At 63.8% G+C, this 23,145-nt stretch carries 20 protein-coding genes and 1 pseudogene; 9 read left to right on the top strand and 12 right to left on the bottom strand.

All coding sequences use genetic code 11. The features are described from left to right. Positions 1–3 precede the first annotated feature (3 nt). The 7 genes from ACK2SD_RS06195 to pcaR all read right to left on the bottom strand — a co-directional run bounded on the left by ACK2SD_RS06195 (position 4) and on the right by pcaR (position 8,321). Positions 4–1,365: a 3-carboxy-cis,cis-muconate cycloisomerase gene (locus ACK2SD_RS06195; RefSeq protein ID WP_317871610.1), complete on the bottom strand. Its 1,362-nt coding sequence runs from the start codon at positions 1,363–1,365 to the stop codon at positions 4–6. A 9-nt stretch (positions 1,366–1,374) separates the two neighbouring features. Beyond that, positions 1,375–2,664, bottom strand: a complete 1,290-nt coding sequence (locus tag ACK2SD_RS06190) for an MFS family transporter (protein ID WP_039579681.1) — start codon at positions 2,662–2,664, stop codon at positions 1,375–1,377. Positions 2,665–2,804: 140 nt separating this feature from the next. Beyond that, complete coding sequence (gene pcaF / locus ACK2SD_RS06185; RefSeq protein WP_317871727.1) at positions 2,805–4,010, bottom strand: 3-oxoadipyl-CoA thiolase; 1,206 nt, start codon at positions 4,008–4,010, stop codon at positions 2,805–2,807. After that, positions 4,007–4,786 (bottom strand): CoA-transferase subunit beta, encoded by a 780-nt coding sequence (locus ACK2SD_RS06180; protein ID WP_039579685.1) that lies wholly within the window; start codon positions 4,784–4,786, stop codon positions 4,007–4,009. Before ACK2SD_RS06180 ends, pcaF begins: the two co-directional genes overlap by 4 nt. Continuing rightward, complete coding sequence (locus tag ACK2SD_RS06175; protein WP_039579687.1) at positions 4,783–5,631, bottom strand: CoA transferase subunit A; 849 nt, start codon at positions 5,629–5,631, stop codon at positions 4,783–4,785. Before ACK2SD_RS06175 ends, ACK2SD_RS06180 begins: the two co-directional genes overlap by 4 nt. A 202-nt stretch (positions 5,632–5,833) precedes the next feature. After that, positions 5,834–7,180, bottom strand: a complete 1,347-nt coding sequence (locus ACK2SD_RS06170; protein ID WP_412461637.1) for an MFS transporter — start codon at positions 7,178–7,180, stop codon at positions 5,834–5,836. 271 nt (positions 7,181–7,451) lie between these two features. Then, on the bottom strand, positions 7,452–8,321 hold the full coding sequence (gene pcaR, locus ACK2SD_RS06165; protein WP_029613951.1) for a pca regulon transcriptional regulator PcaR: 870 nt from the start codon (positions 8,319–8,321) through the stop codon (positions 7,452–7,454). Positions 8,322–8,761: 440 nt separating this feature from the next. Between pcaR and ACK2SD_RS06160 the strand changes: the two genes are divergently transcribed. Together ACK2SD_RS06160 and ACK2SD_RS06155 are read left to right on the top strand one after the other, a co-directional pair. After that, entirely contained in the window at positions 8,762–8,968 is a 207-nt protein-coding gene (locus ACK2SD_RS06160) for a hypothetical protein (RefSeq protein ID WP_029613952.1), read from the top strand. Between the two features lie 306 nt (positions 8,969–9,274). After that, positions 9,275–10,747 (top strand): inorganic phosphate transporter, encoded by a 1,473-nt coding sequence (locus tag ACK2SD_RS06155; protein WP_029613953.1) that lies wholly within the window; start codon positions 9,275–9,277, stop codon positions 10,745–10,747. A gap of 45 nt (positions 10,748–10,792) precedes the next feature. Here the strand turns inward: ACK2SD_RS06155 and ACK2SD_RS06150 are convergent, their stop codons facing one another. Further along, on the bottom strand, positions 10,793–12,268 hold the full coding sequence (locus ACK2SD_RS06150) for a helicase HerA-like domain-containing protein (RefSeq protein WP_412461636.1): 1,476 nt from the start codon (positions 12,266–12,268) through the stop codon (positions 10,793–10,795). Between the two features lie 170 nt (positions 12,269–12,438). Between ACK2SD_RS06150 and ACK2SD_RS06145 the strand changes: the two are divergent. The 5 genes and pseudogenes from ACK2SD_RS06145 to ACK2SD_RS06125 form a co-directional block, all read left to right on the top strand. After that, positions 12,439–13,407 (top strand): annotated as a pseudogene (locus ACK2SD_RS06145) (cache domain-containing protein); the annotation flags it as partial. A 111-nt stretch (positions 13,408–13,518) separates the two neighbouring features. Next, on the top strand, positions 13,519–14,313 hold the full coding sequence (locus tag ACK2SD_RS06140) for a methyl-accepting chemotaxis protein (protein WP_412462275.1): 795 nt from the start codon (positions 13,519–13,521) through the stop codon (positions 14,311–14,313). Between the two features lie 156 nt (positions 14,314–14,469). Then, positions 14,470–15,591 (top strand): glycosyltransferase family 4 protein, encoded by a 1,122-nt coding sequence (locus tag ACK2SD_RS06135; RefSeq protein ID WP_412461635.1) that lies wholly within the window; start codon positions 14,470–14,472, stop codon positions 15,589–15,591. Beyond that, positions 15,584–16,348, top strand: coding sequence for a DUF2334 domain-containing protein (locus ACK2SD_RS06130; RefSeq protein WP_412461634.1), 765 nt, complete (start codon positions 15,584–15,586; stop codon positions 16,346–16,348). Before ACK2SD_RS06135 ends, ACK2SD_RS06130 begins: the two co-directional genes overlap by 8 nt. Further along, complete coding sequence (locus ACK2SD_RS06125; protein ID WP_412461633.1) at positions 16,345–17,337, top strand: lysylphosphatidylglycerol synthase transmembrane domain-containing protein; 993 nt, start codon at positions 16,345–16,347, stop codon at positions 17,335–17,337. The genes ACK2SD_RS06130 and ACK2SD_RS06125 overlap by 4 nt, the downstream gene beginning before the upstream one ends. A 158-nt stretch (positions 17,338–17,495) precedes the next feature. Here the strand turns inward: ACK2SD_RS06125 and purU are convergent, their stop codons facing one another. Next, a complete protein-coding gene (gene purU / locus ACK2SD_RS06120) occupies positions 17,496–18,347 on the bottom strand; it encodes a formyltetrahydrofolate deformylase (protein ID WP_039579703.1) in 852 nt (283 codons plus the stop codon). 296 nt (positions 18,348–18,643) lie between these two features. Here purU and mvaT point away from each other — a divergent pair, with 296 nt between their 5' ends. Beyond that, positions 18,644–19,021, top strand: a complete 378-nt coding sequence (mvaT, locus tag ACK2SD_RS06115; RefSeq protein ID WP_029613774.1) for a histone-like nucleoid-structuring protein MvaT — start codon at positions 18,644–18,646, stop codon at positions 19,019–19,021. A gap of 62 nt (positions 19,022–19,083) precedes the next feature. Here mvaT and sbcB read toward each other — a convergent pair whose 3' ends face one another. The 3 genes from sbcB to ACK2SD_RS06100 form a co-directional block, all read right to left on the bottom strand. Beyond that, the gene (gene sbcB / locus ACK2SD_RS06110) at positions 19,084–20,520 is read right to left on the bottom strand and encodes an exodeoxyribonuclease I (protein WP_412461632.1); all 1,437 of its coding nucleotides are present in this window, start codon (positions 20,518–20,520) and stop codon (positions 19,084–19,086) included. A 49-nt stretch (positions 20,521–20,569) separates the two neighbouring features. Beyond that, a complete protein-coding gene (locus tag ACK2SD_RS06105; protein ID WP_029613776.1) occupies positions 20,570–20,929 on the bottom strand; it encodes a PilZ domain-containing protein in 360 nt (119 codons plus the stop codon). 109 nt (positions 20,930–21,038) lie between these two features. Next, the gene (locus ACK2SD_RS06100) at positions 21,039–21,422 is read right to left on the bottom strand and encodes a hypothetical protein (protein ID WP_029613777.1); all 384 of its coding nucleotides are present in this window, start codon (positions 21,420–21,422) and stop codon (positions 21,039–21,041) included. Between the two features lie 226 nt (positions 21,423–21,648). Here ACK2SD_RS06100 and pyk point away from each other — a divergent pair, with 226 nt between their 5' ends. After that, complete coding sequence (gene pyk / locus ACK2SD_RS06095) at positions 21,649–23,103, top strand: pyruvate kinase (protein WP_039579708.1); 1,455 nt, start codon at positions 21,649–21,651, stop codon at positions 23,101–23,103. The last annotated feature ends 42 nt before the right edge of the window (positions 23,104–23,145 follow it).

The raw sequence follows: 23,145 nt of genomic DNA, 5'->3' as shown, positions 1-23,145 counted from the left end.
CCTTCAGACAGTCAAACGTTGATGTTCAGCCACCGCGCGCGCCACCCAGACGCGGGCCTGACCGAGGTAGTGGGCGGGATCGAGCAAACGATCGAGTTCTTCGTCGCTGAGCTGCTCGGTCACCTGGCGCTCATCGCCGAGCACGGCGCGCAGGTGGCGCCCCTCGGCCACGGCGCGCTGGCAGCACTGTTCCAGCAGATGGTGGGCGGTATCGCGCCCCAGGCGTTGCGCCAGCACGATGCTCACCGCCTCGGCCAGCACCAGACCTTGGGTCAGTTCCAGGTTGCGGCCCATACGCTCGGCGTCCACCTCCATACCCTCGGCGATCAGCCGTGCCTGCTGCAGCGCGCCAGACACCAGGCAGCAGATCTCCGGCAGGGTTTCCCACTCGGCATGCCACAAGCCAAGGCTACGCTCGTGCTCCTGGGGCATGGCGGCGAACAGCGTCGAGAGCAGGCCGGGCACGCGGGTCGCGGCGCCGATCAACACCGCCGCGCCTACTGGATTGCGCTTGTGCGGCATGGTCGAGGAGCCGCCTTTGCCGGGCGCCGAAGGCTCGAACAGTTCACCGGCCTCGGTCTGCATCAGCAGGCTGACGTCGCGGCCGAACTTACCCAGGCTGCCGGCGATCAGGCCCAGCACCGAGGCGAACTCCACCAGCCGATCGCGCTGGGTGTGCCAAGGCTGTTCGGGCAAATTCAGGCGAAGTTGCGCGGCCAGCGCTTCGGCCACCGGCAGCGCCTTGCTGCCCAGCGCGGCCAGGCTGCCCGAGGCGCCACCAAACTGCAGGCAGGTCAGGCGCGGGCGCAGTTCGCGCAGGCGCTGGCGATGACGCGTCAGCGCACCCAGGACACCGGCCAGTTTCATGCCCAGGGTCACAGGCGTTGCATGCTGCAGCCAGGTGCGCCCCACCAGCGGCGTATCGGCATGCTGCAGGGCCTGCCGGGCCAGGGCCTCGGCCAACCCAGCCAGCTCGACTTCGATCAGGTCCAGCGCGTCACGCAATTGCAGTACCAGGCCAGTGTCCATGGCGTCCTGGCTGGTGGCGCCTAAGTGGACGTAACGCTCGGCCTCGGGCACACCGCTGGCGACCACTTTGCCCAGCGCCTTGACCAACGGAATGGCCGAATTGCCAGCCACCGCGATGGCCTGGGCCAGGGCCTGGACATCGTAGCGCTCGGCCTTGCACGCGGCTTCGATGGCCGGCACCGCCGTGTGCGGTACCAGCCCGACACTCGCCTCGGCGCGGGCCAGGGCCGCCTCGAAATCGAGCATGCCCTGTAGCCGGCCACGGTCGGAGAAAATCGCGCGCATCGCCGGGGTGGTGAAGTAAAGATCGAACAGCTGGTTATCCGCCTGACTCATCGAAACGCCTCAGTGATCGTGGTGCAGGTACGCCGCCTGCTTGGGCAGGCGCAGGCTGAACAGGAAGGCGATGGCCATCATTGCCGTCACGTACCAGTAGAAAGTGTTCTCCATGCCCAGGCTCTTCAAGCCCAAGGCCACGTACTCGGCGGAACCGCCGAACACCGCATTGGCCACCGCGTAGGCCAGGCCGACGCCAAGGGCACGCACCTGCGGCGGGAACATCTCGGCCTTCACCAGGCCGCTGATGGAGGTGTAGAAACTGACGATGCACAGTGCCAAGGTCACCAGCACGAACGCCATGAACGGACTGCTTACGGTTTTGAGCGCCATCAGCAGCGGCACGGTGAACAGCGTACCCAACGCACCGAACCAGAGCATCGAGTTACGTCGACCGATGCGGTCGGAGAGCATGCCGAACAGTGGCTGCAGGATCATGAACAGAAACAGCGCGCCGGTCATCACGAAGCTCGCGCTCTTGGCGTTCATGCCGGCCGTGTTGACCAGGTACTTCTGCATGTAGGTGGTGAAGGTGTAGAAAATCAGCGAGCCACCCGCGGTGTAGCCCAGCACCGTGATGAACGCGGCGGTATGGTTGCGGAACAGCCCGGCGATGCTGCCGGCGTCCTTGTCCTGACGGGTCTCGGCGCTGCTGGTTTCCTTGAGCGAACGGCGCAGCATCAGCGAAATCAGCGCAGCGACGGCGCCGACCACGAACGGAATGCGCCAGCCCCAGGCGCGCAGCTCTTCATCGCTGAGCAGTTGCTGCAGGATCACCACCACCAGCACCGCCAGCAATTGGCCGCCGATCAGGGTGACGTACTGGAACGAGGCGAAGAAGCCGCGTTGGCCGCGCAGCGCCACCTCGCTCATGTAGGTCGCGGTGGTGCCGTACTCGCCGCCCACCGACAGGCCCTGTACCAAGCGGGCGAACAGCAGCAGCGCCGGGGCCCAGGCGCCGATGCTGGCGTAGGTCGGCAAACAGGCGATCAGCAGGGAACCGGCGCACATCATCAGCACCGAGATCATCAACGAATGCTTGCGTCCGTGACGGTCGGCCAGGCGACCGAAGATCCAGCCGCCGATCGGTCGCATCAGAAAGCCCGCCGCGAACACGCCGGCGGTGTTGAGCAGTTGTACGGTGGGATCGTCCGAGGGGAAGAAAGCGGGGGCGAAGTAGATGGCGCAGAAGGCGTAGACGTAGAAGTCGAACCATTCCACCAGATTGCCCGAGGAGGCACCGACGATGGCGAAGATGCGGCTTTTGCGCTCTTCGCCCGTGTAATGAACTGAGGTCATGGGTTGCTTGCTCCTGGAGGGATACCGTGAAGTCTAGACATACCCGGTAACAGTCTCGTTCCGCCTCGGGTCTGACCAGTGGCCATGCGTCGTATTGACCGGCCCCATCACGGTTGAATCCGCGATGAGGCCGACGCGCATCAGACCCGCTCGATCGCCAACGCCAGGCCTTGCCCCACGCCTACGCACATGGTCGCCAGGCCCTTGCGCCCGTCGCTCTTCTCCAATTGATGCAGCGCCGTCAGCACCAGACGCGCGCCGCTCATGCCCAGCGGATGACCGAGGGCGATGGCGCCGCCGTTGGGATTGACCTGCGGCGCATCGTCGGCCACACCAAGCTCGCGCAGCACCGCCAGTCCTTGGCTGGCGAACGCTTCGTTGAGCTCGATGACATCGAAGTCGGCCACGGCGATGCCCAGGCGCTCGCACAGCTTGCGCACCGCCGGCACCGGGCCGATGCCCATCACACGGGGCGCGACACCCGCACTGGCCATGCCCAGTACCCGGGCGCGCGGGGTGAGGCCATGTTTTTTCACCGCCTCGGCGGAGGCCAGAATCAATGCCGCTGCACCATCGTTGACCCCCGAGGCATTGCCGGCCGTGACGGTCTTGTCGGGCCCGTTGACCGGTTTGAGCCGGGCCAGCGCTTCCAGGGTGGTGTCAGGACGCACGTGCTCGTCCTGCTCGACCCAGGTCTCACCCTTCTTGTGGGCGATGCGCACTGGCACGATCTCCTCAGCGAAGAAGCCGGCGGCTTGGGCGGCGGCCGCTTTCTGCTGGCTGCGCACAGCGAAGGCATCCTGGTCGGCGCGCGACACCTGATAGTCGTCGGCCACGTTATCGGCGGTCTCGGGCATGGCATCGACGCCGTACTGGCTTTTCATCAAAGGATTGACGAAACGCCAGCCGATGGTCGTGTCTTCCAGCTTCATGGCACGCGAATAGCCGCTTTCGGCCTTGCCCATGACGAACGGCGCGCGCGACATCGACTCCACGCCACCGGCAATGGCCAGCTCCATCTCACCACTGGCGATGGCACGGAACGCCGTGCCGACCGCGTCCATGCCCGAGGCACACAGGCGGTTGAGGGTGACCCCGGGAACGTTCTCCGGCAGCCCGGCCAGCAGCAGCGCCATGCGTGCGACGTTGCGGTTGTCTTCGCCGGCCTGATTGGCACAGCCGAGGAACACTTCGTCGAGCTGCGCCCACTGCACCTGTGGATTGCGCTCGATCAGCGCCTTGAGCGGGACGGCCGCCAGGTCGTCGGCGCGAACGCTGGCCAGGGCGCCGCCGAAGCGGCCGATGGGCGTGCGGATGGCGTCGCAGATGAATACCTCACGCATCAGGCTTCTCCTGCGGTTTGGCCGTGGGCGGCGGCGGTACGCGCTTCCAGGTCGCGCAGCGCGGTCAGTTCGTGATCACTCGGCGCTTGCGTGGTCTGCACGCTGTCGGCAAAACGGATGGCCCAGCCAGTGGCGGCGACGATCTGCTCACGCGTCACGCCTGGATGAATCGAGGTCACCACGAACTCATGGCTGCCGGCTTCCGGCTCCATGATGCACAGGTCGGTAATGATCCCTACCGGGCCCTCGCCCGGCAGGCCCAGGCGCTTGCGCGAGTCGCCGCCTTCGCCATGGCCGACCGACGTCATGAAGTCGAGCTTGTCGACGAAGGCGCGCTTCGACTGCTTGAGGATGATCAGGACCTGCTTGGCGGAGCCGGCGATCTCCGGCGCGCCGCCCGCGCCCGGCAGGCGGGTCTTGGGCGCATGGTAGTCGCCGACCACGGTGGTGTTGATGTTGCCGAAGCGGTCGACCTGCGCGGCGCCGAGGAAGCCGACGTCGATGCGTCCGCCCTGCAGCCAGTAACGGAAGATCTCGCCAGTCGGCACCACGGTGTCGGCGGTCTCGGCCAACTCACCGTCGCCGATCGACAGCGGCAACACGCTGGGCTTGGCGCCGATGGGGCCGGACTCGTAGATCAGCACGACGTCGGGCGAAGAGGTCAACCGTGCGAGGTTGGCGGCCTTGGACGGCAGGCCGATGCCGACGAAGCAGACCGCGCCGTTGCGCAGGCGTCGGGCGGCAGCCACGGTCATCATTTCCGAGGTGGAGTAGCTCATTGTGCGGCCTCCAGCGTGCGCTTGAATTCGGTGAAATCGGCGGTGCCGCGGATGTAGGTGTCGATCCAGGCGGTGAAGGCTTCGCGGTCGCGCGCGATCGGATCCCAGGCCTGGTAGAAGCGATTGTCACGCTCGTAGTAGCCGTGGGCGTAGGAGGGATGCGCACCGCCCGGCACCAGGCACACGGCGCTCAGGGCCCAGGTCGGCAGCACGCAGGCGTTCATCGGTGCCTGCAGGTCGTCGACGATCTCCTCGACGGTGACGATGCAGCGCTTGGCCGCCAGCGCGGCTTCCTTCTGCACGCCGAGGATGCCCCACAGCAAGACGTTGCCCTTGCGGTCGGCTTTTTGCGCATGGATCACAGTGACGTCCGGGCGCACCGAGGGCACGGCCGCCAGTACTTCGCCGGTGAACGGGCAAGTGACTGACTGGATCAGCGGGTTGACCTTCGGCAGGTCGGAGCCGGCGTAGGCGCGCAGCACCGCGAACGGCAGGCCGGAGGCCCCGGCGACGTAGGCATTGGCCAGGTCAGCGTGGCTGTGCTCTTCGATTTCCAGGGCGTGCGGCCATTGCTTCTCGACCGCGTCGCGCAGGCGGTGGAGCGAGCCGACACCGGGGTTACCGCCCCAGGAGAAGATCAACTTGCGGGCGCAGCCAGCGCCGATCAGTTGGTCGTAGATCAGGTCTGGGGTCATGCGCACCAGGGTCAGGTCACGCTTGCCCTGGCGAATGATCTCGTGGCCGGCGGCGGTGGGAATCAGGTGGGTGAAACCTTCGAGGGCAACACAGTCGCCGTCGTTGACGAACTGCTTCACGGCGTCGTGAAGCGAGAGGATTGCTGCCATTGCAGACTCCTGGTCAGGCTGAGTCGAGTACGGGTGCAGCGGGGCTGCGATGGGTTCAGAGTAAGGAGGCTGGTGGAGCGCTACAATCCGATAATCGACCTTTTGGGCGGTTATCGAACGCTTTGAGTGGTGAGTCCGTGCTATCGATGCAGGCCCGTGTCGAGGGTGAGACGGCGCGCTCACCCTCGACCGGCGCCCTCGATCACGTCGCGTCGGCGTGACTCACCAGTCCTTTCACGATCACGCCCACGGCCGCCAACGCAGCAGGCACCAGCAAGGCGGTGAGCACCTGCTCGAAGGTCCAGCCGAGCCCCAGCAAGGTCGCGCCGCTCCAGGCCCCGAGAATCGCACCGAAGCGACCGATACCCAGCATCCACGACACGCCCGTGGCGCGCCCCTGGGTCGGATAGAAGCGCGCCGCCAGCGACGGCATGGCCGACTGTGCACCGTTCACGCACATCCCCGCGACCAGCACCAGCACGGCCAGCAGGGTGATGTTGCCCAGGCTCTGGCCGACTGCGTAGGCGAAGATCCCGGCCAGCAGGTAGAACAAGCCGATCACCTTGTGCGGATTGAAGCGGTCCATCGCCCAGCCCACGGCGACCGCGCTGAGCACACCACCGAACTGGAATAACGCGCCGATGAACGCGGCCTGCTCCATGCTCGCGCCGCTGTCGCGCATCAGCGTCGGCAGCCAACTGGTCAGCAGGTAGACGATCACCAGGCCCATGAAGTAGGTCAGCCACAGCAGCACCGTGCCCAGCCCATAGGTGCCGGAGAAAATCACCGCGAAGACGTTGCGCGTGGCCACGGCCTTTTGCTCCGGTACGCTGAAGCTCGCCGCTTGGGCCACCACGGCCGGGGCAATCGGCGCCAGGGTGCGGCGTACCTTGTCGGTGCCACGATTGCGCACCATCAGAAAGCGCGCCGACTCTGGCAGCCACACTAGCAATACCACGGCAAGCAACAGCGGCAGCACGCCGCCGAGCACCAGCAGGCTGTGCCAGCCGTAGGCCGGGATCAGCTTGGCAGAGACGAAGCCACCGCCAGCCATGCCCAGGTTGAAGCCGCAGAACATGCTGGTGACCAGCAACGACTTCAGGCGCTCAGGGGTGTACTCGGACAACAGCGTGGTGGCATTGGGCATGCCGGCGCCCAGGCCCAAGCCGGTGAGAAAGCGCAGCACCAGCAACTGGTCGACGTTGGTGGCATAGGCCGAGGCCAAGCTGAAGCCGCCAAAGACCAAAACAGCGCCTACCAGCACGCCCTTGCGGCCGAAACGATCAGCCAGCGGTCCCGAGCCCAGCGCACCGAAGACCATACCGATCAGTGCCGCGCTCATCACCGGACCCAGACTGGCCCGGTCGATACCCCACTCCTGGGACAGCGCCGGGGCGATGAAGCCCATGGCAGCGGTATCCAGTCCGTCGAGGAAGACGATGAGGAAACACAGGATCACCACCCGCCATTGATAACGCGACAGCGGCTGGGCATTGATGAAGGACTGGACGTCGAGGCACTGGCCGACGGCGGATTGCGGTGTGTTCATAGTGGTTATCCAGAAGAGGGGCGCAAGTACACCGCTGCGCCAGGCAAGGCACAGGGCTGGTGGGACCGGGTACGGGCGTTGCGATCAACTGGGTCGGCGGGCAACTGCGCCAGGCAGCGAGGGGACAATGGTCATGGAGGTCTCTCGTGTTGTTATTGTGCGGTCGGCGCTGCCGACCGTTGCGAGAAACAGTAATCAGCGCCAGACGGGGGCGCAATCGCTGCACAGCGACATTGTGCGTTTATCGAACAGGAACTGCTGCGTTGGTCATTCAACCGAACAACTGATGGCAGAGGTCGCGACTGGCCGCCAGCAGGATCGGCAGAAAGCGCTGCTCCAGCTCGTTACGAGTAACCCGGCCGACATGGGTGCTGACGTTCAGCGCCGCCAGCACCTGCCCGGACGCGTCGTAGATGGGCACGGCGATCGAACGCAGGCCCTGCTCCAGTTCCTGATCGACCACGCACCAGCCTTGGGCGCGGACCTGCTGGATGCAGGCGAACAGCGACTCCGGGTCGTTCAGCGTACGGGTGGTACGGGCCTTGAGGTCGGCGCGCTCGAAGTACTCGCGAAGGCTGGTGTCGTCCAACGCGGCGAGGAGGATACGACCCATCGAGGTGCAGTAGGCCGGTAGACGACCACCGACCGAGAGGTCGACCGATATCAGACGCTCCACGGTCGCCGAGCGGGCGATATAGAGAATATCGTCGCCTTCCAGCGTGGCCATGTTCGCCGCTTCGTGAAGCTGCTCGCTGATGCGGTCCAGATAGGGTTGGGCAGAAACGGCCAGGGGCGTGGAGGACAAATAGGCGTGGCCGAGTGTCAGCACCTTGGGCAGCAGCGAATACGTGCGCCCGTCGGAGGTGGCGTAGCCCAGTTTCATCAGGGTATGCAGGCAACGGCGCACGGCGGCGCGGGGAATTTCTGTGCGGTGGCTGATCTGCGCGATGGTCAGGTGGCGCTTGCGCTCCTGAAACGCCTGGATGACCGCCAGACCGCGCGCCAGCGAGGTCATGAAGTCGGGATCGCCCGTGAATGCCTGGATACGTTTGGCCGGGGACGCCACGATGGGCGGAGCCAGCGCGGGAGCCACTGGCCGCAGTGGATCGCTGGGCGGGAAAGACGGGGTTTCATCGTTCATCGGCAGACCTCAAAAAAACGGCGCTTTGTGCGATTATCGAACAAACGGCCGATAATCGCAATTGACCGCCGACACGTTTGCTTATACCTTTCCAGTGCCCTTGTGGCTTCTTTGGAGAGACTGGTCAGGTACCCACCGTTGAAGACTCGAGGCAGCGGCCTTGCCCCACGGCGAGGCCGTTTTTATTTGGACGACTCAGCGCCCGAACTTTTCCAAGACGTCCTCCTCAAACTTTCCAACACACGTGTGCCTTGGCCGATGCGTTAGTTCGACGTACTTCACAGCCTCCGGCAAGTTCACCAGGAACTGCGTGTGCGGGCGTGGAGCACTGGTTATACTCCGCGGCGCCCGGCCCTGCTCGGTGTTGAACATGGAACCCAAAGCCTTTCGCAGCCGCAGCGCTCGCCCCGGGCTATTTCAACTTAATTCAGGTCGATACTGTGACGAAAGATGAACTGCGCGCCGAACTCGAGCGCCAGGCAGAACGTTACAAGGATGTTTATGGTGGCGAAGTCACCACCTATGCTGCCCAACCGGAACCGGAACGCAAACCTTGGCGCAAACGTGCCAGCTTGCTGGACCAGGCATTTTCCGAAGAACTGGAAAAGATGGAAAAGGAACTGCGTCCAGTTGAACCGGAGCGTTGATCCTGCGCTCACCGGACGTCTGTTTTTTACGGAAACTGACGTCCGGTGAGGCAATTCAAATGGCTCAGAAATACGAGCACATAAATTTCATACGACCGTTTTAAACGATAGTTACCCTCCGGTGATTGAGCGTTACCCTCCGATTCGCTGGATTTTGCGCTTTTTAGCGCAGTCGGCAGGGATTGATACGCATCAACGCTTTTCTGGATTCCAGGGTGAAATCGTTCCGCCAACGCGTCAGGGGTGCATCGATTGCCATGGTTTTCTGGCATAATCCGCCCCCCCTACGACCGCCAGACAACCTTCATGATCGATTTATTCAGCGGACTGGATGCCTGGGTAGCCGTGAGCCTGGTGCTCGCCCTTACCTTCGTGCTTGCCTTCGAGTTCATCAATGGCTTTCATGACACCGCCAACGCGGTGGCCACCGTCATCTACACCAAAGCCATGCCGCCGCACCTGGCCGTGTTCTTCTCGGGTGTCTTCAACTTTCTCGGCGTTTTGCTCGGCGGTGTCGGGGTGGCCTATGCCATCGTCCACCTGCTGCCGGTCGAACTGCTGATCAACGTCAATACCGGGCACGGGCTGGCGATGGTGTTCTCGTTGCTCGCAGCCGCCATCACCTGGAACCTGGGCACCTGGTACTTCGGTATCCCGGCTTCCAGTTCCCATACCTTGATCGGCTCAATCCTCGGTGTGGGCCTGGCCAACGCGCTGCTCAACGACATCGCGCTGGGCGATGGCGTCAATTGGCAGAAGGCGATCGACATCGGCCTGTCGCTGGTGGTTTCGCCGATCGCTGGCTTCGCCATCGCCGCCCTGGTGCTGATCGGCCTGAAGTGGTGGCGCCCGCTGTCGAAGATGCACAAGACCCCGGACCAGCGCCGCAAGCTCGACGACAAGAAGCACCCGCCTTTCTGGAATCGCCTGGTGCTGGTGATCTCGGCCATGGGCGTGAGCTTCGTGCACGGCTCGAATGATGGCCAGAAAGGCATCGGCCTGATCATGCTGGTACTGATCGGCATCGTGCCGGCCAAGTTCGTCCTCGACCTCAACAGCACCACCTACCAGATCGAACGCACCCGCGACGCGACCCTGCACATGAGCCAGTTCTACCAGCGCAATGCCGCCACCCTCGGTGAGTTCCTGGCGTTGGGCAAGGCCAAGTCGACCGATCTGCCGGAGCAATTCAGTTGCAACCCGCAGCAGACCGAGCCGACCATCGCGGCGCTGCAGACTTCGCTGCAAGGCGTGACCGACTACCGCGACCTGAGCGCCGAGCGCCGGGTCGAGGTGCGCCGTTACCTGCTGTGCCTGGACGACACCGCGAAGAAGGTCGGCAAGCTGCCGGGCCTGGACAGCCGCGAGAAGTCCGATCTGGACAAGCTGCGCAAGGACCTCACCGCCACCACCGAGTACGCGCCGTTCTGGGTGATCGTCGCAGTGGCACTGGCGCTGGGCCTGGGCACCATGGTCGGCTGGCGCCGCGTGGTGCTCACCGTCGGCGAGAAGATCGGCAAGCAAGGCATGACCTATGCCCAGGGCATGTCGGCGCAGATCACGGCGGCCTGCGCCATCGGCATGGCCAACGTGTTCAGCCTGCCGGTGTCGACCACCCATGTGTTGTCCTCGGGTGTCGCCGGCACCATGGTCGCCAACAAGAGCGGCCTGCAGAGCAGCACGGTGAAGACCATCCTGATGGCCTGGGTGCTCACTCTGCCCGCCTCCATGGGACTGGCCGCCGGCCTGTTCTGGCTGGCGTCCAAGGCCATCGGCTGAAGCGTATTGCGATAGGAACGGCGCTCGGCCGTTCCTATCGTCTGCTCAACGCTTCTTGCCGCCCAGCAACGACCCCATCAACCCCCGCACCAACTGCCGACCCAACTGGTTGGCGGCTTGGCGTACCGCCGATTTGATCGCCTGCCCCGCTGCGCCCTGCAGAAACTCCCCGGCCTTGTCGGCGAAGCTCTCCTGCTCGGCCTGGGGCTGTGGTGCCGGCTCGACCGGCTCACCCTTGCGCTGGGTGAGCCGTTCATAGGCCGACTCGCGATCGATCGGCTGGTCATAGCGCCCGGCCAAGGGCGAAGCGGCGATCAGCGCGCTGCGTTCGGCCGCCGTCAGCGGCCCGATGCGCGATTGCGGCGGGGCCACCCGCACACGCTGCACCACCTCGGGCGTGCCCTTGTCCTGCAGCGTGCCCACCAAGGCCTCGCCAATGCCCAACTCGGTCAACACCCCCAAGGTGTCGAACGCCGGGTTCGGGCGAAAACCCTCGGCCACGGCGCGCAGCGCCTTCTGCTCGCGAACGGTGAAGGCCCGCAGCCCGTGCTGGATACGCAAGCCCAGCTGGGCGAGCACCGCATCCGGCAGATCGCTCGGTGACTGGGTAACGAAGTACACCCCGACGCCTTTCGAGCGGATCAGCCGCACCACTTGCTCAAGCCGGTCCTGCAAGGCCTTGGGCGTGCCGTTGAACAGCAGGTGCGCTTCGTCGAAGAACAGCGCCAGCACCGGCTTGTCCGCGTCGCCGCGCTCTGGCAGTTGCTCGAACAGTTCCGCCAGCAACCAGAGAAGAAACGTCGCATAGACCTTGGGCGCTTCGTGCACCAGGCGACTGGCGTCGAGCAGGTGAATGCGCCCGCGACCGTCGGCATCGACCCGCAACAGGTCCTCCAACTGCAGAGCCGGTTCGCCGAACAAGGCCTCGGCGCCCTGCTGCTCCAGGGTTGCCAGGCGCCGCAGCAACGCCTGGGTGGAGCCTGTGGTCATCAACGCCCGGTCATCGCCAAGCAGTTGCGGGTTGTCCCTCAGGTGCGCGAGCAGCGCCTTGAGGTCCTTGAGGTCGAGCAGCAGCAAGCCTTCTCGATCGGCGACCTTGAACGCGGCATACAGCGCCGCTTGCTGGCTGTCGGTGAGCTCCAGCAGGTTACCCAGCAGCAACGGCCCCATTTCGCTCAAGGTAGTGCGCAGTGGATGACCGCTTTGCCCGGCGATGTCCCACAGCGTCACCGGATAAGCCCGCGGTTGGTGCTGCAGCCATGGCATGTCGGCGATACGCTCGGCCACCTTGCCCACAGGCGCCCCGGCAGCGCCCAGCCCGCACAGATCACCTTTGATGTCGGCGGCGAACACCGCCACCCCGGCATCGCTGAACACCTCGGCCAGGCGCTGCAGCGTGACCGTCTTGCCCGTGCCGGTGGCCCCGGCGACCAGGCCGTGACGGTTGGCCAGACGCATGGCCTGGCCAATGGGCAGGCCGTCAAGACCAGCACCTACAACGATTTGCGAAGAATCTGACATCTTCTTTCTTCCTCTTCTCAAGCTTTGCCCCAAGGCGGCCGATAGCCAGAGGCGTTAATGGCCCAACTGCAGGAAGCAACCCACCAGGCCCGCAAAATTGTTGCGCTGTTCTTTCTGCTGCTGTGCGTTGTGCGAGCGACCCGATAAACCTTAGCGGACCGGATTACGTCATGAACAAAAGCCTTCGTTTCAGCCACAAGATTCTCTTGGCGGCGTCCCTTATCGTGATACTGGCCTTCGCGCTGTTCACTCTGTACAACGATTACCTCCAGCGTAATGCCATTCGCGAAGACCTGGAGAACTACCTGGTGGAAATGGGTCAGTCCACCTCGACCAACATCCGCAGCCTGTTCGAAGGGCGTATCCGCCTGGTAGAGAACCTGGCGCAGAACATTGCCCAGAGCCCCAGCGACGCCGAAACCCTGATGGGTCAAAAAGCCCTGATCTCCAGCTTCCTCACGGTCTACCTGGGCAAGGTCGACGGCGGTTTCAGCGTGCGCCCAGACAGCAAGATGCCGGACGGATACGATCCGCGCGTGCGCGGCTGGTACAAGGACGGCATGAATGCCGGCGGCCCGATCCTCACCGAACCCTACATCGACGCCACCACCGGCAAGATGGTGATCGGCGTGATCGACAAAGTCTCCACCAGCGTCGGCGTGGTCGGCGGCGACCTGGCGCTCGATGGTCTGGTGCAGATCATCAACTCGCTGAACTTCGGCGGCCTGGGCTATGCCTTCCTGGTCAACGACCAGGGCAAGATCCTGGTGCACCCTGACAACGCCCTGGTGATGAAGCCGCTGACCGAAGCGTTCCCGCAAAACACCCCGAAACTGACCGGCAAACTCACGCAAGTCGAGGTCGACGGCCACCAGCGCCTCATTACCTTCACCCCGATCCAGGGTCTGCCGTCGGCCAACTGGTACATCGGCCTGTCGGTGGATAAAGACAAAGCCTTCAGCATGCTCAGCACCTTCCGCACTTCTGCGGTGATCGCCACCGTGGTGGCGGTGGTGATCATCATCGCCCTGCTCGGCCTGCTGATCCGCGTCCTCATGCAGCCGCTGATGACCATGACCCGCGCCATGGAAGACATCGCCGAGGGTGAGGGCGATCTGACCAAACGCCTGACGATCCATAATCACGACGAATTCGGCGTGCTGGGCAGTGCCTTCAACCGCTTCGTCGAACGCGTGCATGGCTCGATCCGCGAAGTGTCGTCGGCCACAGAGCAGGTCAACGAGGTGGCCATGCGGGTGATCAGCGCCTCCAACTCGTCGATGCACAACAGCGACGAGCAGGCCAACCGCACCAACAGCGTGGCCGCCGCCATCAATGAACTGGGCGCCGCGGCCCAGGAAATCGCCGGCAACGCCGCCCAGGCCTCGCAGCATGCCAGCTCGGCACGGCTGCTGGCCGAAGAAGGTCAGCAGGTGGTGGAGCGCAACATCCAGGCGATGAATCGCCTGTCGGACCTGATCGTCAGTTCCAGCGCCAACATCGAAACCCTCAACGACAAGACCGTGAACATCGGTCAGATCCTCGAAGTCATCACCAGCATCTCCCAGCAGACCAACCTCCTGGCACTGAACGCCGCGATCGAAGCGGCACGTGCGGGCGAAGCGGGACGAGGGTTCGCCGTGGTCGCCGACGAAGTGCGCAACCTCGCCCACCGCACCCAGGAGTCGGCGCAGCAGGTGCAGTCGATGATCGAAGAGCTGCAAGTCGGCGCCCGCACTTCAGTGGAGACCATGGACCAGAGCCAGCGCCACAGCCAGGACAGCATGCAGATCGCCAACCAGGCCGGTGAGCGCCTGGGCAGCGTGACCCAGCGCATCGGCGAGATCGACGGCATGAACCAGTCGGTCGCCACCGCCACCGAGGAACAAACTTCCGTGGTGGAGTCGATCAACATGGATATCAGCGAAATCAACATGCTCAATCAGGAAGGCGTGGAAAACCTGCAGGCTACCTTGCGTGCGTGCTCCGACCTTGAGCAGCAGACCGTCCGCCTCAAGCAGCTGGTCGGCAGCTTCCGCATCTGATCCGCCACTCGCCGCGCTGTCTGCGACACCCGTCGCAGGCAGCGCAGCGTGCCCCACCCCGATCGAACGAACCCGTCCCAGCCAAGGTCAATCGTTAGGCGCGTCACCCCCGGCCTGTTACCGCCGGATGACAGACCCGAAGACGATCCCGGAGGGATGCTGATCGTGCACATCGCTGACATCACCATGTTCTATGCCCCCGCCAGCGGCGGCGTACGGACCTATCTTGATGCCAAACACCACCGTCTCGATGCCATGGCCGGCGTGCGTCACAGCCTCCTCATTCCCGGGGCCCACGCCCGCCATGCCGACGGCATCTATCACGTGCCGGCGCCGCCGCTGCCGTTCGGCAAGGGCTACCGTTTCCCCGTGCGCCTGGCGCCCTGGTGCAATGTGCTGCGGCGCTTGCAGCCAGACCTGATCGAAGTCGGCGATCCCTACCTCACCGCCTGGGCGGCGCTGGAGGCGCGGCGGCAGTTGGATGTGCCGGTGATCGGCTTCTACCATTCCGACCTGCCACTGTTGGTCAGCAATCGCATGGGCAACTGGTTCACCCCCAACGTCGAGGCCTATGTCAGCAAGCTGTATGGCAACTTTGATCGGGTGTTGGCGCCCAGTCAGGTGATGGCCGACAAGCTGCGCCGTCTTGGCGTACGCGAAGTGCATGTGCAGCCACTGGGTGTCGATCTGCAGATGTTCCATCCGAGCAAACGCGACGATCAGGTTCGCGCCGAATTGGGCTTACCCGATACCACGCGCTTGCTGGTGTTCGCGGGTCGCGGTTCGCGGGAAAAAAACCTGCCGGTGCTGCTCGAGTGCATGCGCCAACTCGGCAGCCCCTATCATCTGTTACTGGTGGGCTCGGGCATGCCGGCCAGCGTGCCGGAGAATGTCAGTGTGATCGACCACTTCTGCCCGGCCGATGAAGTCGCGCGCCTGCTCGCCAGCGCCGACGTGCTGGTGCATGCCGGCGATCAGGAAACCTTCGGCCTGGTGATTCTCGAGGCCATGGCCAGCGCCATACCCGTGGTCGCGGTGCGCGCAGGTGCGTTCGGCGAAATCGTCACCGACCAGTGCGGCCGCCTATGCCGCCCAAACGATGCCCGCGCCATGGCCGATGCCGTGCGTGAAATCTTCGAGGGGGACGTGCGCGCCCTGGGCGCGCAGGCCCGGCGCCATGTGGAGCAGCATTATGCGTGGGACTGCGTGGTCGATGGCCTGTTGCAGCACTACCAGGCGGTGCTCGGTCACCAACCTCAGGTGCGTGCCCATGCGTGACGCCCACACCTCTGCGCGCAGCCTCATGCTGGTACTGCACGACGTCGCCCCGGAAACCTGGCCGGACTACCAGCCCTTCGTCGAGACCATCGACGCCCTGGGCGAGGTGCCCATGACCTGGTTGGTGGTGCCGGACTTCCATCACCGCAATGCCCTGCACCGCTCACCGACCTTCTGTCGCTTGCTCGACCGTCGCTTGGCACGCGGTGACGAGCTGGCGCTGCACGGTTTCTACCACGCCGATGACGGCCCCGCACCGCGCGGGCCAGGCGAATTCTTCATGCGCAGGATCTACACCCATGAAGGTGAGTTCTATGCGCTGGAGCAGCAAGAGGCGATGCAGCGCCTGGAGGCAGGCCTGGAGTTGTTCACGGCCTTGGGCTGGCCGGTGTCCGGCTTCGTCGCCCCGGCCTGGCTGATGAGCGAAGGCACGCGCCAGGCCCTGCGCCAGTTGCCCCTGCGCTACACCAGTACCCCGCAGCATCTGTACAGCCTGCCGGATTTCACCGCGATCGAAGCACCGGGCCTGGTCTGGAGTGCGCGCAGTGCCTGGCGCCGGGGTCTGTCGCGAGTGCTTTGCGACTGGCAGGTGCGGCGTTGGCACAAGGCCGAGACACTGCGCCTGGGCCTGCATCCAGTGGACATGCGCCACGCCAGTTCGCGCGACTACTGGCTGCGCACCGTGCGCGAGCTGGTCGAGCAAGGGCGCCAACCTTTGACCAAGTCCGCCTGGCTGGAGCGCAGGTTGTCTGCATGAACCGCCTGCTTTGGCTAGGCCTGGCGTTGCTGGTGGCTGTGCTGGTGCCCGCCTGGCTTGGCGGCGGCGAGCTGTTGCCGCGTCTGCAGCGATTCGATCCTGGACTGATGATGACCCTGCTGGGCATGATCGTGCTGTGCTGGATCATCAACGCGGCGCGCCTGCGCCTGCTGCTCGGCCAGCAAGGCGCGCAACTGGGCCGACTGCGCAGCCTGGGCGTGGTGATGGCCACGGAATTTGCCATCTGCACCACCCCCGGCGGCAGCGGTGGCCCGCTGACCTTGATGACCCTACTGGCGCGCGAGCGCATCGGTGCGGCGCGCAGTGGCGCGGTGTTCGCCATGGACCAATTGAATGACCTGCTGTTCTTCTTCTGCGCCATGCTGGCCATCGCCGGCTATGCCCTGTTCCACAGCCTTGGGCGTAGCCAGGAAGGCATGTTGCTGGGCAGTGCAGCCTTGCTGTGCGTGGCGTTGGCGGCGATCGTGCTGCTGTCGCGCTACCGCCGCGCGATGATGCGCGTTAACGGGCGTCTGCTGCGGCGTCTGGGCGTTTCGGCAGCGCGGCGGCGGCGCTGGGCGCGCAAACTGTTGCATTTCGTCCACGCGCTGATCGACACCTGGCGCCTGCCCAAGCGCATCCTGGTGCTGGTCTTCGCGCTCACCTGCGTGCACTGGAGCCTGCGCTACAGCGTGCTGTATCTGGTGCTCAAGGGGCTGGGGGTGGACCTGGCGTGGATTCCGAGCTTTCTGGTGCAGATGCTCTCGCTCAGCGCCGGTCAATTCAGCCTGCTGCCAGGCGGTGCGGGGGCCGCCGAGCTGACCTCGGCCACCCTGCTGTCACCGCTGGTGGGCAGCTCGACTGCGGCGGCGGCGATCCTGATCTGGCGCGCCATCACCTACTACTTCTACCTGCTGGCCGGGGGGCCGGTGTTCGTCTGCCTGCTGGCGCGTCCGCTGCTGGAGCGCTGGCGTCGTCAGGCCGGTTGAGCTGCGCCCAGAGCTGGGCGGCGCCCTCGAACGCCGTGCCGAGCTCATGGCTCAGCGCATCGGGGTCATAGCGGGCCAGACAGCCTTCGCCAAGGGTTGGCGGGGGCTGGGCAGCGGCTTTGTCACGCGGATCGGCCATCGACGCCCCTGCGCCTAAGTCAGTCGAACACCACGGTCTTGTTGCCATGGACCAACACGCGGTCTTCCAGGTGGTAGCGCAGGCCACGGGCCAGCACCATTTTCTCCACGTCACGGCCGAAGCGAACCATGTCCTCGATGCTGTCGGCGTGATTCACCCGCACCACGTCCTGCTCGATGATGGGACCGGCGTCCAGCTCTTCGGTCACGTAATGGCACGTGGCGCCGATCAGCTTGACCCCGCGCAAGGCCGCCTGATGGTAAGGCTTGGCGCCGACGAACGATGGCAGGAAGCTGTGGTGGATGTTGATGACCCGCTGCGCGTAGTCCTGGCAAAGTTGCGGCGGCAGGATCTGCATGTAGCGCGCCAGCACCACCACGTCGGCACCGTACTCGGCGACCAGACGCGACACTTCGGCGAAGGCCGGTGCCTTGTCCTTCGGATCGACCGGCACGTGATGGAATGGAATGCCATGCCACTCGACCATGCTACGCAGGTCGTCGTGGTTGGAAATCACGCAGGGAATGTCGCAGTCCAGCTCATCGGTGTGCCAGCGGTGCAGCAAATCAGCCAGGCAGTGGGACTCGCGGCTGGCCATCAGCACCACGCGCTTCTTCTGCGCCGAATCGGTGATGTGCCACGCCATGGAGAATTCGTCGGCAATCGGCGCGAAGGCTTCGCGGAAGGCTTCCAGGCCGAACGGCAAGGATTCGGCGCGGATTTCATGGCGCATGAAGAACCAGCCGCTCTGCTCGTCGGAATGGTGGCTGGCTTCGGTGATCCAGCCGTTGTACAGGGCCAGGAAGTTACTGACCTTTGCCACGATGCCGACACGGTCGGGGCAGGCAATCGTCAGGCGATAGGTGCGCATCAATGAAAACTCCGAATACTTCGCAAAGGCGCATATTCTAGCCACCTGCCGAGAAAAACGCAGTAGTCATCGACGGGGCGGTCGCCGCTGGGTAGCGCTTGATGCAGTGTCGACGCGCGACCCTGCGCATAGAAAAAGGCGCAGCATTACCCGGTTAAATTTTCTTAATCTTCACCGTGTTAATTGTTGCTTCAACACATTTCAACATGCCCACTGATTATTACTTGTTTACTTGCGAGTATCGCCTGTCTATTATTGGCGCACTGTCTCCCTGTACATTTACCAAGGAACACCCCATGTCCCTGATCAACGAATACCGCGCCACTGAAGAAGCCATCAAGGAACTTCAAGCTCGTCTGGCCAACCTGTCGCAAGATGACAAGCTGAAAAAAGAGCTGGAATTCGAAGGCAAACTGCGCACGCTGATGGGCGAATACTCCAAGTCGCTGCGTGACGTCATTGCCCTGCTCGACCCAGAGTCCAAACTGAGCAAAGCCCCACGCGGCGCGGTCAAGACCACCGGCACCAAGCGTGCACGCAAGGTCAAGCAGTACAAGAACCCGCACAATGGCGAAGTCATCGAAACCAAAGGTGGCAACCACAAGACCCTGAAAGAGTGGAAAGCCAAATGGGGCGGTGATGTGGTCGAAGGTTGGTCCACGTTGCTGGACTGATCCTGCAGTTGCTGATCCCGTACAAAAAACGCCAGCGCAGTGCTGGCGTTTTTTATTGTCTATCACTCTGTCAGGCTGTAGTCCGAACGCAATTGCCGCGCATGCACCAGCCACGCCTCGAGCACCGCGCGTCCACCCTCGCCAGCCCCCTCCATGTGCGCACCTGCCGCCTGCTCGAAAGCCTTCAACGTGTTGGGTGCACCCAATCCGGGATCCATCAGGCGTTGCTGACAGAAATGTTGCCAGCGCTGCTGCTCCTGCGCATTCAGTGTCTCGTTGAAGTTGCGCGCCCGATAACGGAACAGCAATTCAGGCAGGCGCTGATCGTCGAACATCCACTGCCCGTCGGCCAAGTGTCGCGGATCACTGAGTCGAACTTGCTCGCACAGGCGTCGATCACGGTCGCCAATAAATCCGTCATACAGTTGTTGTTCGGGATCTTCGCTCGGGGCAAATTCCTCGGCGCCGTAGATCTCCACAAGCTTGTCTTGCCACGCCCCCTGCTGCTGAATCAATCGTTCGGCGCGCTCGTTCACGTGCGACATATCCAGGCCTAATCGTTGTTGATCGACCGGGCGTAACACACTCAAAGGTGCCACCACTGGGCATTTATTGATGTGCACCAACTTCAGCGGAACGGGTAGTTCTCCGTCAGCCATTTCGTCGCGACGCCGGTACAAACGGCGACGCAATGCTTCGGCACTTTCCCCTATCAAAGGCAGGGTTTCCATGTGCAGGTCGCACACTATCAGGGCATTACGGTTGCGCGGATGCCAAGCCAACGGTAATACCACGCCCAAATAACTGCGCTCGCTGGAGAAGCGACCCGAAATATGCACCAAGGGTTGCAGCAGTTGAATCTGCTCCATCACCTTGTGCTTGCTACGCAACTGGAACAGCCAGTCGTAAAGCCTGGGCTGTCGTTCACGTACTCTTCGCGCCAAGGCGATGGTAGCCCGCACATCGGACAGCGCCTCATGGGCGTGACCATGTTCGATGCCATTGGCCTGGCTGAGCAACTCCAGGCGCAAGCTGGTGCGGCCGTCCTGCTGTGGCCAGACGATGCCCTCCGGGCGCAAGGCATACGCGGTGCGCAGCACGTCGATCAGGTCCCAGCGGCTGTTGCCGCCCTGCCACTCGCGCGCATAAGGATCGAAGAAATTGCGGTACAGGCTGTAACGCGTCACTTCGTCGTCGAAGCGCAAGGTGTTGTAACCGGCGCCACAGGTGCCCGGGCGCGCCAACTGGGCGTGCACGCGGGTCATGAAATCCGCTTCGCACAGGCCTTTGTCGGCCAACTGTCGCGGAGTGATGCCCGTGACCAGGCAGGCCGCCGGATGCGGCAGGATGTCGTCGGAGGGACGGCAATACAGGTTGACCGGTTCCTCGATCTCGTTCAGGTCGAAGTCGGTGCGCACGCCGGCGACCTGCAGCGGTCGATCGCAGCGCGGGTTGATGCCGGTGGTTTCGTAATCGTGCCAGAAGATGCTGGAGCTCACGGTGTCGTCCTGTACAAAGTTCGCGGACGAGTCTACCGGACGAACAACCTCAGGCCGACTCGTTGAGCGGCCTGAAGCTGAAGAACTCGCGCAGCGAGCGCACGAACTCGTCGTACTCGCGCGGTGCCTGCAGCAGCATGAAGCCTGCATCGTAATAGCCGGGGGTCTGATCCTCGCGGCTCCACAGGCAACTGGCGGTCAGGTTGATGAACTGGTGACCGCCCCCTGCAAGCGGCACGCGCAATTGCAGCTCGAAATCCGGGCCGACCATGATGGGCAGTTGGCTGATCACCATGACGCCATGCTCGGAGGCATTACCCAGAAAACCGATCTCCTGATCGGTGAACCGGTTGAACACTCTGAGCACGTAAGGCAGTTGGTGTCGATCGATCTGTCGTTCGGTGAACATGATTCTCCGTACCTTTGCCAAATGAGCAGGTACCGTCGGCGCGTTGAAGGTACTGTAGAGCCTAGCTCAGCCTGCGGCGCAGGCACGTTGAAATCATCGGTCGAGGCAATCAGCGCCAGGGCGCGGCGGGTGCTGCCTGTGTGACAGCCGCTTCGCCACGCAGATGGCCAAGCTGCTGCAACGTCTGCAGACGCGCCTGGGCGCGATAGGCGTACTCGTTCTGCGGGTAGCGCTGGATCAGGAACTGATAGGTCTGCGCCGCATCGACGTAGAGTTTCTGCCGCTCCAGACACTGCCCACGCAGCATCGCCACTTCGGGGTGAATGAACGGCCGCGCCCGGCTGGTGCGGTCGACCTGCGACAGCTCCAGCATCACACGTTGGCAGTCGCCGCGGTCATAGGCCCGGTAGGCATTGTTCAGATGGTGGTCCATGGACCAACGGGTGCAGCCAACGACACTGGCCGCCATGACTAAAACGATCAGGGCTCGCATGGGAATCTCCTTTGCTGCACAGCCTATCGGCCGCGTCCAAGGATTCTTCAGCCGCAAGCGACAAGCTGCAAGCTGCAAGCTGCAAACAAAACCAGCCCCCGCCGCCACCCGCGCTTTTTCTTGAAGCTTGCCACTTGTAGCTTGCAGCTTTTCCCCCCGCCTCCTGAGTGACTACAGCCAAATTCAGGAGTAGCCTTTCGCTGCGCTTCACTATAGGAGTCTGTGCATGACCATCCGCCGTACCAAAATCGTCGCCACCCTGGGCCCCGCCAGCAACTCGCCCGAAGTGATCGAACAACTGATCCTCGCTGGCCTGGACGTGGCACGTCTGAACTTTTCCCATGGCACTCCGGACGAGCACAAGGCCCGCGCCCGGCTGATCCGTGACATCGCCGCCAAGAATGGCCGCCATGTCGCGCTGCTCGGTGACCTGCAAGGCCCGAAGATCCGTATCGCCAAGTTCAGCAACAAGCGCATCGAACTGAAGATCGGTGACACCTTCACCTTCTCCACCGCTCACCCGCTCACCGAAGGCAACCAGGATATCGTCGGCATCGACTACCCTGACCTGGTCAAGGACTGCGGCGTGGGTGACGAGCTGCTGCTCGACGACGGCCGTGTGGTCATGCGCGTCGAAACCGCCACTGCCGATGCCCTGCATTGCGTGGTGATCGTCGGCGGTCCGCTGTCCGACCACAAAGGCATCAACCGCAAAGGTGGCGGCCTGACCGCTCCGGCGCTGACCGAGAAAGACAAGGCCGACATCAAGCTGGCCGCCGAAATGGACCTGGACTATCTGGCCGTGTCCTTCCCGCGCGATGCCAAGGACATGGAATACGCCCGCAAGCTGCGTGATGAATCCGGCGGCAGCGCTTGGCTGGTGGCCAAGATCGAACGCGCCGAAGCCGTGGCCAACGACGAAACCCTCGACGGCCTGATCGCCGCCTCCGACGCGGTGATGGTCGCCCGTGGCGACCTGGGCGTGGAAATCGGCGACGCCGAGCTGATCGGTATCCAGAAAAAGATCATCCAGCACGCCCGCCGCAACAACAAAGCGGTGATCGTCGCGACCCAGATGATGGAGTCGATGATCCAGAACCCGATGCCGACCCGTGCCGAAGTGTCCGACGTGGCCAACGCCGTGCTGGACAACACCGATGCGGTGATGCTGTCGGCCGAGAGCGCCGCCGGTGCCTACCCGATCGAAGCCGTGCAAGCCATGGCGCGCATTTGCCTGGGCGCCGAAAAGCACCCGACCAACCAGCGCTCCAGCCATCGCCTGCACACCACGTTCGAGCGCTGTGACGAGAGCATCGCCCTGGCGGCCATGTACACCGCCAACCACTTCCCGGGCGTGAAGGCGATCATCGCCCTCACCGAAAGCGGCTACACCCCGCTGATCATGTCGCGCCTGCGCTCGCACGTGCCGGTGTTCGCCATGTCGCCGCACCGCGCCACCCAGGCTCGCGTCTCGATGTTCCGCGGCGTCTACCCGATCGCCTTCGATCCGGCTTCGCAGCCGGCCGACAAGGTCAGCCAGGCAGCGGTCGACGAGTTGCTCAAGCGTGGGCTGGTCGAGCAAGGTGACTGGGTGATCCTGACCAAAGGCGACAGCTACCACACCATCGGTGGCACCAATGGCATGAAGATCCTGCATGTCGGTGATCCGCTGGTCGGCTGACCCTCAGCCCGAGGCGCTCTTACGGCCCATCGCGAGTAACGC

The organism is Pseudomonas sp. SC11 (assembly GCF_047039205.1).
In the GTDB taxonomy this organism is placed as follows: domain Bacteria; phylum Pseudomonadota; class Gammaproteobacteria; order Pseudomonadales; family Pseudomonadaceae; genus Aquipseudomonas; species Aquipseudomonas boreofloridensis.
This window is presented reverse-complemented; position numbering and strand designations above follow the sequence as displayed.

Excerpts from the sequence above, each read along its gene's own strand:
- pyk (WP_039579708.1), top strand. The coding sequence starts at position 21,649 with ATGACCATCCGCCGTACCAAAATCGTCGCCACCCTGGGCCCCGCCAGC.
- ACK2SD_RS06140 (WP_412462275.1), top strand. The coding sequence starts at position 13,519 with ATGCGGGTGATCAGCGCCTCCAACTCGTCGATGCACAACAGCGACGAG.
- pcaR (WP_029613951.1), bottom strand. The coding sequence starts at position 8,321 with ATGAACGATGAAACCCCGTCTTTCCCGCCCAGCGATCCACTGCGGCCA.
- ACK2SD_RS06130 (WP_412461634.1), top strand. The coding sequence starts at position 15,584 with ATGCGTGACGCCCACACCTCTGCGCGCAGCCTCATGCTGGTACTGCAC.
- ACK2SD_RS06155 (WP_029613953.1), top strand. The coding sequence starts at position 9,275 with ATGATCGATTTATTCAGCGGACTGGATGCCTGGGTAGCCGTGAGCCTG.
- ACK2SD_RS06195 (WP_317871610.1), bottom strand. The coding sequence starts at position 1,365 with ATGAGTCAGGCGGATAACCAGCTGTTCGATCTTTACTTCACCACCCCG.
- ACK2SD_RS06135 (WP_412461635.1), top strand. The coding sequence starts at position 14,470 with ATGCTGATCGTGCACATCGCTGACATCACCATGTTCTATGCCCCCGCC.
- ACK2SD_RS06170 (WP_412461637.1), bottom strand. The coding sequence starts at position 7,180 with ATGAACACACCGCAATCCGCCGTCGGCCAGTGCCTCGACGTCCAGTCC.
- mvaT (WP_029613774.1), top strand. The coding sequence starts at position 18,644 with ATGTCCCTGATCAACGAATACCGCGCCACTGAAGAAGCCATCAAGGAA.
- ACK2SD_RS06150 (WP_412461636.1), bottom strand. The coding sequence starts at position 12,268 with ATGTCAGATTCTTCGCAAATCGTTGTAGGTGCTGGTCTTGACGGCCTG.
- ACK2SD_RS06125 (WP_412461633.1), top strand. The coding sequence starts at position 16,345 with ATGAACCGCCTGCTTTGGCTAGGCCTGGCGTTGCTGGTGGCTGTGCTG.
- ACK2SD_RS06190 (WP_039579681.1), bottom strand. The coding sequence starts at position 2,664 with ATGACCTCAGTTCATTACACGGGCGAAGAGCGCAAAAGCCGCATCTTC.
- ACK2SD_RS06180 (WP_039579685.1), bottom strand. The coding sequence starts at position 4,786 with ATGAGCTACTCCACCTCGGAAATGATGACCGTGGCTGCCGCCCGACGC.
- ACK2SD_RS06100 (WP_029613777.1), bottom strand. The coding sequence starts at position 21,422 with ATGCGAGCCCTGATCGTTTTAGTCATGGCGGCCAGTGTCGTTGGCTGC.
- purU (WP_039579703.1), bottom strand. The coding sequence starts at position 18,347 with ATGCGCACCTATCGCCTGACGATTGCCTGCCCCGACCGTGTCGGCATC.
- ACK2SD_RS06175 (WP_039579687.1), bottom strand. The coding sequence starts at position 5,631 with ATGGCAGCAATCCTCTCGCTTCACGACGCCGTGAAGCAGTTCGTCAAC.
- ACK2SD_RS06105 (WP_029613776.1), bottom strand. The coding sequence starts at position 20,929 with ATGTTCACCGAACGACAGATCGATCGACACCAACTGCCTTACGTGCTC.